The sequence below is a fragment of the Cognatiyoonia sp. IB215446 genome (assembly GCF_033963825.1).
GTDB lineage: Bacteria > Pseudomonadota > Alphaproteobacteria > Rhodobacterales > Rhodobacteraceae > Yoonia.
Window position 1 is genome coordinate 483,039 of the sequence record NZ_JAXBMD010000001.1, and the last position, 12,496, is coordinate 495,534.

Here is a 12,496-nt window from a genome sequence, read left to right on the forward strand (position 1 = left end):
TCTTCATCTGGCACTGACCCCGCCGGGGTCAGTGCGTTTTTCCATTCAGCACGAGATCTTTCATGGCACTTGCCGAAGCAGGCCAACAAGGCGGTCCGGATATTCAAGCCGCCTATATGGCGATGACGCGCCAGAAACGGCTGATGTCGGGCATCATCCTGGCAGTTTTTATCATCTTGATGGTTGGCGGCTTCCTGATCGCGCAAGAGCGGAACGCCGGAGATTTTCTGCCCGGCCTGCCGAAAGTGCTGGAGTTTCCGGGTGATGTGGTTGCCGAGGCCTGGCAAAACCGCGCGCAATTGCCGGGTTTCCTCGCGCAATACACGCCGTCATTGATTGAAACGATCAACATCGCAGCCGTCTCGACCCTCATCGGGGGTCTGGTCGCGATCTTTCTGTCGCTGTTTGCCACGCGCGGCTTGGCCAAATATCCGCGATTTGTCCCGGTTGTGCGCCGTACCATGGACTTTCTGCGGGCGTTCCCGGAGATCGTGATCGCCCTTGTGCTGATCTTTATCCTCGGCGGTGGCCCGATCCCCGCAATGATCGCGATTGCGCTGCATACGGCGGGTGCCTTGGGCAAGCTTTTCTCCGAGATCAACGAGAATGCGAGCCTTGGACCCATCGAAGGGCTGGAATCGGTCGGCGCGAATTGGAGCCAGCGGATGCTCTTGGGTGTGATGCCGCAGGTGGCACCCAATTACCTCAGCTACGCGCTCTTGCGGTTTGAGATCAATATTCGGGCGTCTGCGATCCTTGGCTTTGTGGGCGCAGGCGGCATCGGTTACGACCTGCGCAACACGATCACCTTCGGCATGGGTAAGTTTGATGAAGCCGCATCGATCTTCATCCTGCTCTTTGTCACCATCGTGATTGTCGATCAGCTCTCCTCGCGCGTGCGCGACCGGCTGACACACGGGAAACCAAGTTCATGACCATGGCGCAGACCAATATCGATACGGTCACGTCCGAAACCGTGACCCATCTGCGTAACAAGCGGCTGATGGGTTTTGGCCTGTTGTCGGCGATTGTCGCCTATCTGATCTACGTGTTCTTTGCCTTCAACGTGCCGGAAGTGATCCGCAGCGTGGACGGGGAAGATGCCCGCATCCTGATCGCGGACAGCTACAGCTACAAAACACATGTGGCGCGAGACAATCGCGACGGCTCTGTCCGGGTGGCGATTGAGGGGGAGCGTAAGGGTCGTTATCCCGAAGGCGAGGCGCCGTCATGGGTCACGCTGGGCGAGAGCACGATTATTGAACTGGAAGATGGTCATGTAGTGACTTTTGGAACGGAAGAGATCCGCTATGATGTGCCGGGCTACGGCCTGATCACCGCGCGGCCCGGTTCGGACGGGGTGAATGCCACCTTGCCCGAAGGTGATGTGCCGGAATGGATCAATGCGTCCAAGAACCGGCTTGCAGTGACGACCGAGGCGGGGCGGCTGACGATCACCCGTAACCGGAGCGAGGTGTTCCGCTATTTCGGTGGGTGGGAGTTGTTCTTTTTCACGCTCGACAGCCCCTATCACGGCATGGGGCCGGGTGCCCTGCTGGGCCGTGCCTTTGATGGTGAGGCTGGGGCGATCTTGTCGGATTTCTGGGGCAACAATATGTGGCGCCATTCCGATGTGGTTTGGGCGATTGGCGAAACGATCCTGATGGCGTTTCTCGGCACGTTTGGCGCGGCGATCATTGCCTTGCCGCTTGGGTTTCTGGCTGCGAAGAACTTCACGCCACTTGGCCCGATCCGCTACATCGTGCGGCGCGTCTTTGATTTCCTGCGCGGCGTGGATGGGTTGATCTGGACGATCATCCTCTCGCGCGCCTTCGGGCCGGGGCCTATGACAGGCGCTCTGGCCATTCTGGTGACAGATACCGGATCCTTCGGGAAAATTTTCTCTGAAGCATTCGAGAACGTCGATGGCAAACAAATCGAGGGTGTGACCTCGACCGGGGCAAAACCCTTGCAACGCTACCGCTTTGGCGTGATCCCGCAGGTGACGCCCATCCTGCTGAGCCAGGTGCTCTACTTCCTCGAATCCAACACACGGTCGGCCACGATCATCGGGGCGATCACCGGGGGTGGTATCGGCCTTTTGATCACGCAGGCCATCGTGACCCAGAAAGACTGGGAAGAGGTGACCTACTACATCGTCCTGATCGTGATCATGGTCATGCTGATGGACACATTCTCTGGCTGGCTCCGCAACAAGCTAATCAAAGGCGACGAAGGCGGGCATTAAGTGGCGCGACTGACGGAGGATGCACCGTTCTTGCATCCGGATTGTGAGATTACCGACACGGATTTTGGCCGGTTCACCGAAGTTGGCCGCGGCAGCCGGATCGCGCATTCGCGCCTTGGTGATTACTCTTATTGCGACCGCTACGCGGACATCGCCAATGCCGAGATCGGCAAGTTTTCGAACATCGCGAGCTATGTCCGCATCGGCGCAACCGACCACCCGATGGACAAGGCCAGCCTGCATCATTTTCACTACCGCTCGGCTGATTATTTCGACGATGCCACCCATGACGAGGCCTGGTTCGCCCACCGCCGGTCGCGCCGCGCGTTCATTGGGCATGACACATGGATCGGACATGGCGCGCAGATCAGGCCTGAAGTCTCAGTAGGCCATGGAGCCGTCATCGCAGGCGGCGCAATCGTCACCAAGGATGTGCCGCCCTACATGATCGTCGCTGGTATTCCTGCGGCCCCCTTGCGCGCACGCTTCGCGCCGGAGATTGCCGAGCAGATGATGGCGCTCGCCTGGTGGGATTGGCCGCACGACCGTCTGCGGGCAGCGCTTGACGATTTTCGTGCGCTTTCCGCTAAGGCGTTTTTGGAGAAATACGCCTGACTATTCCGCCGCGTGGCGCATCGCACGCGGTGCCTGCGACAGCCGATGGGCCACGCCGTTGCTGAGATAGGACCAGCGCCCGCCCACCATCGTCGCCTCAATCTGACGGTTTTCTCGGTTACGGATGACCAGATCAGCTCGCTTGCCTTGGGCCAGCGTGCCGCGATCAGTTAACCCCATTATCTGGGCAGGTCGGGTCGAGATCAGTGCCCAGGCATCGGCAAAGTCCTTCAGTCCCTGATCTGCCAAGGCTTGCGCCGCCTGCGCGAGGGTTGGGTAGTGATAGTCCGACACCAGCGCGTCGCATAGGCCCTCGCGGATCAGCATTGCTGCCGAGATGTTCCCCGCCTGAGAGCCGCCGCGCACAACATTCGGCGCGCCCATGACAACCGGATCGCCCAAGGTCCGCGCAATCGCCGCCGCGCTGCGATGGGTGGGAAACTCACAAATCTTGGCGCCGATATTCGAGTAGTAATCGCGCGTATTGGCGTCACCATCATCGTGGCTACCGTAACGGACACCTAGATTGTCGAAAGCCACCGCGAGATTGCAGAGATAGCGTGGCACGCGCGGCCCGCTTTCCTTGGTTCTGCGCACGACCTCCATATGTTCTTCTGATGTGCGCCCGGCGCGCGAAGCCCATGCGCCAATGCGTTCGGGATATTTCTGCGCGATCTCAATGGCTTCATCGAGGTGGTTGTTGAAGATCACATAGTCGACACCGAAATCGCGCACGGCGTTGATCAGCCGTTCCTCCGTCTCGACGGTATGCGTCTCACAGCGGATTTGCACGCGCAGATCTGTCAGCAGGTTGGGTTTGAGGGTCTGGTGAGCGGCGAGGAATGCTTCGGCAAAATCGGGACCGCGCGCGGCCCCCTCCCAAGACCAGCTTTGCGCCATCCAGGCGGTTGTCACGCCATGTGCGGCGGCATCGCGGTCCGTCCCGGTTAGGCCAAGCTCAATCGGGAAAGGTGCTGTTGGGCGTGGCGCGATGTGATGCTCGAACGCGTCGCCATGCAGGTCTATGATCCCGGGCAGGACGTCGTAGCCGTCCAGTGCAAGATGCTGCCCGCCCGCGTCAAAATCAATAAACCCGTCGCGGATGGTCAGCATGCCGTCCTGCATCGCGCCGTCCACGAGACAGCGCGCGCCAGTCAGTGTGAGCTCTGACAAAGGGGGGACAATCATTGATCTCGCCTCTTAACACGTTCATCGTGTATTGCAGCATGATGTATCGCGGATGTGACAAAAATCCATTTGATTCAGCTATCTTGCAGGGTGAGCGTCACGCGATCGCCCGCAAACCAGGTGTGGCCGTACTCGATCGGCGTGCCGGTCTCGTCGATATTGATGCCGACGCTGCGCAAGATTGGCGCGCCCTCGGCGATCCGAAGATGTAGCGCCTGGGTGGCCGTCGCCTGTTTCGCCGTGAGCCGGGTTGACGCGCGGGTGTAATCGTTGATGCCGTGCCGCTTGAGGGCGGCTGTGACAGATTTTGTGTCCATAAGATCAGTCAGAAGGCCGGGAAAGCGCTCCGCCGGGAAGACGCTGCGAAAGACAGCGACGGGCATGTCATCGGCAAGCGATAATCCTTCATAGACATGGACTTGCGCGGCGGGCGCAAGGACAAGCGCCTCCGTCTCGCGGGCATCTGCCGCGCGGGTTTCGCACATCAGCACCTCTTTCGCGGGGCTGCGCCCGGCGGCGGCAAGGTTTTGGTGGAACCGCACGCGCCGCCCGATCGGGTACTCCGTGGGTTTCTGGGCCACAAAAACCCCGGCACCCCGCCGCGCATGCACCAAACCATCCTGCGCCATCGCAGCCAGCGCCCGCCGTACCGTATGACGGTTCACCCCGAAACGCGCAGACAGCGCCGCCTCGGTCGGCAGTTTGTCTCCAGGGCCATAGCGCCCTTCTGCGATATCGCGCGTCAGGGTGTTGGAAATTGAGGTCCAGATCGCAGTGCGGGGCATTTTGTCACGAAAGTTTCACATGTGCCGGTCTTGTGAGCCGAGAGGGCTTCGGCTAATATTTGTCTAGTTGTATATTTATTTCAACAAATCTGCAAGGTGTCTAGATGAATGTGATGGCCGACCCGCATGCCGACCGGAAAGCCTGGATGAGCCTCTTGGCCAAAGCAACGGCGGCTGATCTCGCGCGGCTTTGGGGCGGTGTCGAGGCACCGGACTACACCTATCTGCGCGCGCCCGAGATTGGCGGCGTCATGGTCCGCGGACGTGCAGGCGCGGTCGGTGCCGCGTTTAACCTGGGCGAGATGACGGTCACCCGCTGCTCGCTCAAACTGGCCTGCGGTACGGTTGGTCATGCCTATGTGCAAGGGCGCAACAAGGACCACGCGGTGCAGGCGGCGCTGATAGATGCGCTGATGCTGACCGACCGCGCGGATGACATCCGGCAGGCGGTGCTGGCCCCGTTGGAGCAGGCCTTGACCGCCGCAAAGACACAGCGCGCGGCCAAGGCGGCAGCGACCAAGGTGGATTTCTTTACCATGGCACGGGGAGAGGACTGATGCAGGCAGCAACGCTCGAAGGGGGATTTCAGGACGCCCCGATTGCCGCCGCTGCGGCGTTCCGGCAGATCATGAACGCGATGGCCCGGCCCGGCATGATCTCAACGGTCGCCGGGGCCACACCGCCTGCGCCGCTTTCGACCGCCGCGGGTGTTGTGATCTTGACGCTGTGCGACCCCGACACGCCGCTCTACCTCGCGCCCAGCCGTGACACCCCGGAGGCGCGCGGTTGGATCACGTTCCATACCGGCGCGCCGATTGCCGCCGCAAAGGATGCGATGTTTGCGCTGGGCGCGTGGGATGAGCTGCCGCTCGACGCGTTTGCCATCGGCACGCCGGAATATCCCGACCGCTCTGTCACCTGCATTGTCGAGACCAACACGTTGACCGCAAAAGGCGCGACGCTGGAGGGACCGGGCATCAAAGACCAGGCCCAATTATCACTCCCGGAACTGCAGGCGTTTCAGCGCAACGCGACGCTCTTCCCCCTGGGTCTTGACTTCATTTTCACATGTGCGGAACGCCTCGCGGCCTTGCCCCGCACGACAAAGGTGTCCTGATGTATGTGGCGGTAAAAGGCGGTGATACCGCGATTGACAATGCGCATGCCTGGCTCGCCGAAGAGCGGCGCGGTGATTTGGACGTCGCGGAACTGTCACTGGATCAGATCCGCGAACAGCTCGCGCTGGCCGTGAACCGCGTGATGGCCGAAGGATCGCTTTATGATCCTGATCTGGCCGCTTTGGCGATCAAACAGGCGCGGGGCGATCTGATCGAGGCGATCTTTCTGATCCGCGCTTATCGCACGACATTGCCCCGATTTGGTGGATCGGAGCCGGTGGAGACCGACAAGATGGCCTGCGACCGCCGCATCTCGGCCACGTTCAAGGATGCGCCGGGCGGGCAGGTGCTGGGGCCGACCTTTGATTACACGCACCGTTTGCTGGATTTCAAACTCGCGGCGGATGGCGATATCGGCGACGTGCCGCAGGCCGAAGCGCGCGACCAGGACACGCCGCATATCATGGACTTTCTGGATCGCGAGGATCTGGTCCAATCAGAGCCCGTCGGCGACGAAACCCCGCCCGATCTGACCCGCACGCCGCTGGAACTGCCCGCTGATCGTGCGCTGCGGCTGCAATCGCTGACGCGGGGCGATGAGGGGTTTATCCTCGGCATGGCCTATTCGACGCAGCGCGGCTATGCCCGCAACCACGCCTTTGTGGCGGAGCTGCGCATCGGGACGGTTGCTGTGGAAATGGACATCCCCGAACTCGGCTTTACCATCGAGATTGGGGAAATCACGCTCACCGAATGTGAGACTGTCAACCAATTCAAAGGCTCAAAAACCGAACCGCCGCAATTCACGCGCGGCTATGGCCTCGTCTTTGGCATGACCGAACGCAAGGCGATCTCCATGGCTTTGGTCGACCGCGCCTTGCGGTGGAAGGAACTGGGCGAAGACAATGTGGGCGCGCCTGCGCAGGACGAGGAATTTGTCCTCTATCACGCCGACAATATCCAGGCGACCGGGTTCCTCGAACACATCAAATTGCCGCATTACGTGGATTTTCAGGCCGAACTTGAACTGATCCGCAAACTCCGGCGCGAGGCGCAAGGCCTGCAGGAAGCGGCGGAATGAGTGCTGCGTTACCTTTTGGCCGACCACACCGCGCTGTCTTTGAACTTGTCGCCATCATTGGCGCTTTGCGCGCCGGGCGTGCCAGGACGGCGTTTGCCGGTTTCGACCGGTTCCACGATATCGTCAGCGTCGTCGTAGATCGTCCCAACCCGGCGCGATGGGCGAGCCGTGCCCGCTCCGGTCAGTTGCCGCCACAGCATCCGGGCAAAATACTGGGCAATCACCACAAGCACGATGAAGGCGCCAAACGCGGTCAGGATCGACATGGTGCCGATTTCGATACAGGCATCGCCCGCGCCAAAGACGATGGCGTAAAGAATGCTGACGGTTTCCAAACATGGTTCAAACACGGTCTTCCCCCTCTTCTGCGCCCAACCTGCGCCAAGAAAGCGGCAATGCTATGACAGACTATAACTTCGCCTATCTTGACGAACAAACCAAACGGATGATCCGCCGCGCGATCCTGAAAGGCCTGGCTATTCCGGGCTATCAGGTCCCCTTTGCCAGCCGCGAAATGCCGATGCCATACGGTTGGGGGACCGGCGGGGTGCAGGTCTCGGCCGCCGTGCTGACGCCCGAAGACACATTCAAGGTGATCGATCAGGGCGCAGATGACACGACCAACGCGGTCTCGATCCGCCGCTTCTTTGAAAAGACCGCCAATGTGGCCGTGACCGAGGCGACGGCAGAGGCGAGCGTCATCCAGACCCGCCACCGCATCCCCGAAGAGGCGCTGCGCGAGGATCAGATCCTCGTCTATCAGGTGCCAATCCCCGAACCTTTGCGGTTTCTTGAGCCGTCCGAGGTCGAGACGCGCAAGATGCACAGCCTGGAGGAATACGGTCTGATGCATGTGAAGCTTTATGAAGATATCAGCCAGCATGGGGCCATCGCGACCTCTTACGCCTATCCGGTCAAGGTCGAGGGGCGCTATGTCATGGACCCGTCCCCGATCCCGAAATTCGACAACCCGAAACTGGAAATGGCCGCGATCCAGCTTTTCGGCGCGGGGCGCGAGCAGCGCATCTATGCGATCCCGCCCTATACGCAGGTCGTCAGCCTCGATTTCGACGATTACCCGTTTGAGGCAACGAAGGCCGATGCAGCCTGTGATCTTTGCGGGGCCACGGACAGCTATCTGGATGAGCTGATTATCGACGATGCGGGCGGGCGGATGTTCATGTGCTCTGACACCGATTACTGCGCAAAACGCCGCGCTGCCGGGTTCTTGGGCGCGCGCGGTGTCGTCGAGGAAGAGAGTGCCGCATGATCAACCAACTCCGCATCTACTCCGTCCCGCCACATAACCGCGGCCCGTTTCTGGATCGGTTCCGCGATCATGCGGCGCGGATCATGGGCACTTACGGCTTTCGCATTCAGGCCATGTGGACCAGCGAAACCGATGAGGCGCTCAAATTCGTCTATCTGCTGGCCTGGGACAGCGAGGCGCAGATGAAGGACGCCTGGGCCGCCTTCATGGACGATCAGGAATGGAAGGACATCAAGGTGGCCACATCCGCCGCGCATGGCGATTTCGTGCTGGGCATCGAAGATATGGTGCTAACCCCTACAGACTTTTCGAACGGCATCGGAGGCAGCGCATGATCCCGCTTTTGCAAGTCAGGGACGTCGCCAAGTTCTACGGATCCCGGATCGGCTGCGCCGATGTCAGCTTTGATCTTTACGGTGGTGAGGTCATGGGCATCGTAGGCGAAAGCGGGTCAGGCAAATCGACATTGCTAAACTGCCTTGCGGGCCATGTGACACCGGATCGCGGTGCTGTCTGCTTTGACACCCGCGTCGACGGGCTGCGCGATACCGTCACGATGAGCGAGCCTGAGCGGCGCATGCTCTCACGCACCGATTGGGCCTTTGTCCATCAGCACGCCCGCGACGGGCTGCGGATGAATGTCAGCGCAGGTGGCAATGTGGGAGAGCGTTTGATGGCCGTGGGCGCGCGCCATTACGGCGATATCCGCGAGGCCGCTGTAGACTGGTTGGGCCGGGTTGAGATAAGCGCCGACCGCGTCGATGACCGCCCCACCGCGTTCTCAGGCGGGATGCAGCAGCGCTTGCAGATCGCGCGCAACCTCGTGACCGGCCCGCGCTTGGTCTTTATGGATGAACCTACGGGGGGCCTTGATGTCAGTGTGCAGGCGCGGCTGCTCGATCTTCTGCGCGGGCTGGTGCGCGAGATGAACCTGAGCGCCATTATCGTGACCCACGATCTGGCCGTGGTCCGGCTTTTGGCCGACCGGCTGATGGTGATGAAAGACGGGTATGTGGTGGAAACCGGGCTGACCGATCAGGTGCTCGACGATCCGCAGCATGCCTATACGCAACTTTTGGTCTCTTCCGTTCTGCAGGTGTAACGACATGATTACCGTCGAAAATGTCTCAAAAACCTTCACGCTGCATAATCAGGCGGCGGCGGTCATTCCGGTGATGGAAGGGGCGTCGCTGCAAGTGGCGCCGGGTGAATGCGTGGCCTTGGTCGGAGCGTCAGGCGCGGGGAAATCCACGCTGATGCGGATGCTTTACGGCAACTACCTTGCCGCCTCGGGCCGTATCCAGATCGGCGATGTGGATGTCGCCAGCGCCGCACCGCGCGAGATTCTGGACTTGCGGCGCCATGTGCTGGGCTATGTCAGCCAGTTCCTGCGCGTGGTGCCCCGCGTGCCGACGCTGGAGGTGGTGGCCGAGCCTTTATTGGTGACCGGCGTTGCGCAGGACCCCGCCTTTGACCGCGCGCGGGGACTGCTGGCGCGTCTCAACATTCCCGAACGGCTGTGGTCGCTGAGCCCGACAACTTTTTCAGGCGGCGAGCAGCAGCGCGTCAACATCGCGCGCGGCTTTGCCTATGACTATCCGGCGCTTTTGCTGGACGAGCCGACGGCGAGCCTTGATGCAACCAACCGGGCTATCGTGCTCGACATGATCCACGCGGCGAAGGCACGGGGTGCTGCTATTGTCGGTATCTTCCACGATGATGCCGCGCGCGCGCAGGTCTGCGACCGGGAAATTGACGTGGCCGGTTTTGCGCCACGAGATGCCGCATGACCGGGCGCCTGATCGCTGTTGTCGGTCCCTCCGGCGTGGGCAAAGACAGCGTGATGTGCGCCATGGTCGAAACAATGCCAAATATGGTGCTGGCCCGGCGCGTGATCACCCGCCCGTCGGATGCGGGGGGCGAGGATTTCGACGGCGTGACCGAAGCGGTCTTTGATCAGATGCTGGGCGACGGTGCCTTTGTCCTGTCCTGGCCCGCCCATGGCCTGCGCTACGGCATCCCAAGGGCTGTTTTGCGGGACCTTGAGGCGGGCCGGGATGTGCTGGCCAACCTCTCGCGCAAGGTGCTGTCAGAGGCCGCCGCTCGGTTTCCGCATCTCGCGATCATCCTGCTTTCCGCGTCGCCTGACGTGCTGGCCACGCGGCTGCGCAGCCGTGGGCGCGAGGATGAGGCCGAGATCGCTCGGCGGTTGGAACAAGCCGTTTATACGCTGCCCGCCGATCTGCCAGTGCATCAAATCGACAATAGCGGAGCCTTGGCGGACACGGTTACGGCGATCCGCCACGTACTTCAACCGGCCAGGGCGTAGCGTTGGATTTCATGAAACATGTCGTCTTCCGCCTGCCCCAAAAGGGTGATGTGATCCACCACAAAAGGCGAGGGGACCAAGGGCGAAAGCATCGGTTCCAACTGGGCCAGTACCGCGGCTCCGGCGCTGTCATCCAACCGGCCCGACAATGTCAGGTGGAAGTGAAAGTCGGCCATCACATAAGGATAGCCCCAGGTCATCAGATTATGCTCCTGCCGTTCGGTCAGCCCAGCCTTGCGACGGCGGGCCAGCTCGTCCGCCCCTGCGGGCGCGCGAAAATGGTCCAGATCGCTGACGATGCGCGCGACCAGCGCGTTCAGCGCGGTCGCCTCACCCGTAGGCCGCAGAGCCAAAAAGCCGTGATGGTGCTGCAAGGTCATCCCGGGGACGGTGACAGGCGCGTTCGCATCCGCAAAGACCGCGAGCGTGGCCTGAAGGTCTTCGACGCTCTGGCCACTAGCCAGACGAAAGGGCGCTTTCAGCGTGCCGTGAAACCCGTATTTGCGCGGCACATCGGTCAGCGCGGCCACGTCGAAACCGCTGATGGTGGGATGCTCCAAGGATTTGCCAGCGCGGCTATCCCAGCCCAGCCAGCTTGCGCAGAAGTCGGCGAAGGGACCGACGGGTGGTGTATAGAAAATCGCGTAACGTTTGAACATTCGAAGACTTTTGCCAAGGCTGCATGACAAATCCATGACACAAGACATCATTCTCGCCAACGCGCAAATCATTCTGGCCGATGAGGTCATTCGGGGCGGGTTGGTCCTGTGCGAAGGCCAGATTGCCGAGATTTTTCAGGGCAGCTCTGTGCCCAAAGAGGCAATGGATTGTGAAGGTGATTTTGTCTCGCCGGGCCTGATCGAATTACATACGGACAATTTGGAGCGTCATATCACCCCGCGCCCCAAGGTCGACTGGCCCCATCGCGCGGCGATCATGGCCCATGACCGCGAACTGGCCGCAACCGGGATCACCACCGTTTTCGATGCGATCCGCGTGGGCTCTATCATCTCAGACGGCAACAAGCGCTACGGCAAATATGCCCGCCAAATGGCCGATGAAATCTTGCAGATGCGCGATGCGGGCGCGCTGAAAATCTCACATCATATCCATCTGCGGGCCGAGATTTGTTCCGAGACGCTTTTGGACGAAATGGACGAATTTGGTGACAAGGACCGTGTTGGCATCGTCTCTCTCATGGATCACACACCCGGCCAGCGCCAGTTTCGCGATATCCAGAAGTTTGAGGATTATGTGTGCGGCAAGCACAATCTCGACCGGGCCGGTTTTGCCGAATACATCGCCTTCCTTTACGGGTTGCAGGAACGCCTCGGTGCCGCCCACGAGGCAGGCGCCGTAGCAGCGGCCAAGCGCTACGGCGCGACCCTGGCGAGCCATGATGACACGACCGCCGAACATGTGGCGACAAGTGCGGCCCACGGCGTGACAATCGCGGAATTTCCCACGACGGTCGAAGCGGCAGAGGCCTGTCACGACGCCGGAATTGCCACGATTATGGGGGCGCCCAATCTCGTGCGCGGCGGCTCACATTCCGGCAATGTCGCGGCCAAGGATTTGGCGCAGATTGATCGTCTGGACATTCTGTCATCGGATTACGTGCCGGCGGCGCTCCTCATGGGTGCGGCACATCTTGCCCAGCTTTGGGGAAACTGGGCCAAAGGCATCGCCACGGTGACCGCGAACGCCGCCCGTTACGTCCATCTTGAAGATCGCGGCGTGATCGCACCGGGAAAGCGCGCCGATCTCTTACGCTTTTCGATGCTGCATGATGTACCGGCGGTGCGTCAGGTTTGGGCCGCAGGTCGGCAGGTCGCCTGACGCGGATTGCAATCTGCAAAATC

16 protein-coding genes are annotated in these 12,496 nt (G+C 61.0%); 12 read left to right on the forward strand and 4 right to left on the reverse strand.

Translation table 11 applies throughout. The features are described from left to right. Nucleotides 1–62: 62 nt before the first annotated feature. The 3 genes from phnE (SLH49_RS02425) to SLH49_RS02435 are packed head-to-tail and all read left to right on the forward strand — an operon-like array spanning nucleotide 63 to nucleotide 2,863. Nucleotides 63–935 carry a phosphonate ABC transporter, permease protein PhnE gene (phnE, locus tag SLH49_RS02425; protein WP_320267579.1) on the forward strand — a complete coding sequence of 291 codons (873 nt, stop codon included), beginning with the start codon at nucleotides 63–65 and terminating at the stop codon, nucleotides 933–935. Between the two features lie 2 nt (nucleotides 936–937). Beyond that, nucleotides 938–2,248 (forward strand): phosphonate ABC transporter, permease protein PhnE, encoded by a 1,311-nt coding sequence (gene phnE / locus SLH49_RS02430; protein ID WP_320268503.1) that lies wholly within the window; start codon nucleotides 938–940, stop codon nucleotides 2,246–2,248. Continuing rightward, nucleotides 2,249–2,863 (forward strand): chloramphenicol acetyltransferase, encoded by a 615-nt coding sequence (locus SLH49_RS02435; RefSeq protein WP_320267580.1) that lies wholly within the window; start codon nucleotides 2,249–2,251, stop codon nucleotides 2,861–2,863. It begins immediately after the preceding gene. Here the strand turns inward: SLH49_RS02435 and SLH49_RS02440 are convergent, their stop codons facing one another. Beyond that, on the reverse strand, nucleotides 2,864–4,051 hold the full coding sequence (locus SLH49_RS02440) for an alpha-D-ribose 1-methylphosphonate 5-triphosphate diphosphatase (RefSeq protein ID WP_320267581.1): 1,188 nt from the start codon (nucleotides 4,049–4,051) through the stop codon (nucleotides 2,864–2,866). It abuts the gene before it with no gap. 74 nt (nucleotides 4,052–4,125) lie between these two features. Next, nucleotides 4,126–4,836, reverse strand: coding sequence for a phosphonate metabolism transcriptional regulator PhnF (gene phnF, locus SLH49_RS02445; RefSeq protein ID WP_320267582.1), 711 nt, complete (start codon nucleotides 4,834–4,836; stop codon nucleotides 4,126–4,128). Nucleotides 4,837–4,940: 104 nt separating this feature from the next. Here phnF and phnG point away from each other — a divergent pair, with 104 nt between their 5' ends. Genes phnG through SLH49_RS02460 form a run of 3 tightly spaced genes read left to right on the forward strand, consistent with a single transcriptional unit; the run spans nucleotide 4,941 to nucleotide 7,035 of the window. Beyond that, a complete protein-coding gene (phnG, locus tag SLH49_RS02450) occupies nucleotides 4,941–5,393 on the forward strand; it encodes a phosphonate C-P lyase system protein PhnG (protein ID WP_320267583.1) in 453 nt (150 codons plus the stop codon). Next, the gene (gene phnH, locus SLH49_RS02455; protein WP_320267584.1) at nucleotides 5,393–5,953 is read left to right on the forward strand and encodes a phosphonate C-P lyase system protein PhnH; all 561 of its coding nucleotides are present in this window, start codon (nucleotides 5,393–5,395) and stop codon (nucleotides 5,951–5,953) included. Before phnG ends, phnH begins: the two co-directional genes overlap by 1 nt. Beyond that, nucleotides 5,953–7,035, forward strand: a complete 1,083-nt coding sequence (locus tag SLH49_RS02460; protein ID WP_320267585.1) for a carbon-phosphorus lyase complex subunit PhnI — start codon at nucleotides 5,953–5,955, stop codon at nucleotides 7,033–7,035. The genes phnH and SLH49_RS02460 overlap by 1 nt, the downstream gene beginning before the upstream one ends. Nucleotides 7,036–7,043: 8 nt before the next feature. Here the strand turns inward: SLH49_RS02460 and SLH49_RS02465 are convergent, their stop codons facing one another. Beyond that, nucleotides 7,044–7,385, reverse strand: a complete 342-nt coding sequence (locus tag SLH49_RS02465; RefSeq protein WP_320267586.1) for a hypothetical protein — start codon at nucleotides 7,383–7,385, stop codon at nucleotides 7,044–7,046. A gap of 50 nt (nucleotides 7,386–7,435) precedes the next feature. On the opposite strand from SLH49_RS02465, the gene SLH49_RS02470 reads away from it, so the two are divergent. Genes SLH49_RS02470 through phnN form a run of 5 tightly spaced genes read left to right on the forward strand, consistent with a single transcriptional unit; the run spans nucleotide 7,436 to nucleotide 10,634 of the window. Next, a complete protein-coding gene (locus SLH49_RS02470; RefSeq protein ID WP_320267587.1) occupies nucleotides 7,436–8,305 on the forward strand; it encodes an alpha-D-ribose 1-methylphosphonate 5-phosphate C-P-lyase PhnJ in 870 nt (289 codons plus the stop codon). Next, entirely contained in the window at nucleotides 8,302–8,640 is a 339-nt protein-coding gene (locus SLH49_RS02475; protein WP_320267588.1) for an NIPSNAP family protein, read from the forward strand. The genes SLH49_RS02470 and SLH49_RS02475 overlap by 4 nt, the downstream gene beginning before the upstream one ends. Next, on the forward strand, nucleotides 8,637–9,407 hold the full coding sequence (gene phnK / locus SLH49_RS02480) for a phosphonate C-P lyase system protein PhnK (protein WP_320267589.1): 771 nt from the start codon (nucleotides 8,637–8,639) through the stop codon (nucleotides 9,405–9,407). Before SLH49_RS02475 ends, phnK begins: the two co-directional genes overlap by 4 nt. 4 nt (nucleotides 9,408–9,411) lie before the next feature. Beyond that, the gene (phnL, locus tag SLH49_RS02485; RefSeq protein WP_320267590.1) at nucleotides 9,412–10,095 is read left to right on the forward strand and encodes a phosphonate C-P lyase system protein PhnL; all 684 of its coding nucleotides are present in this window, start codon (nucleotides 9,412–9,414) and stop codon (nucleotides 10,093–10,095) included. Then, the gene (gene phnN, locus SLH49_RS02490; RefSeq protein ID WP_320267591.1) at nucleotides 10,092–10,634 is read left to right on the forward strand and encodes a phosphonate metabolism protein/1,5-bisphosphokinase (PRPP-forming) PhnN; all 543 of its coding nucleotides are present in this window, start codon (nucleotides 10,092–10,094) and stop codon (nucleotides 10,632–10,634) included. Before phnL ends, phnN begins: the two co-directional genes overlap by 4 nt. Here phnN and SLH49_RS02495 read toward each other — a convergent pair. Next, nucleotides 10,616–11,293: a DUF1045 domain-containing protein gene (locus SLH49_RS02495; RefSeq protein ID WP_320267592.1), complete on the reverse strand. Its 678-nt coding sequence runs from the start codon at nucleotides 11,291–11,293 to the stop codon at nucleotides 10,616–10,618. The genes phnN and SLH49_RS02495 overlap by 19 nt on opposite strands. Before the next feature lie 34 nt (nucleotides 11,294–11,327). Between SLH49_RS02495 and SLH49_RS02500 the strand changes: the two genes are divergently transcribed. Beyond that, nucleotides 11,328–12,473, forward strand: coding sequence for an alpha-D-ribose 1-methylphosphonate 5-triphosphate diphosphatase (locus SLH49_RS02500; RefSeq protein WP_320267593.1), 1,146 nt, complete (start codon nucleotides 11,328–11,330; stop codon nucleotides 12,471–12,473). Nucleotides 12,474–12,496 lie beyond the last annotated feature (23 nt).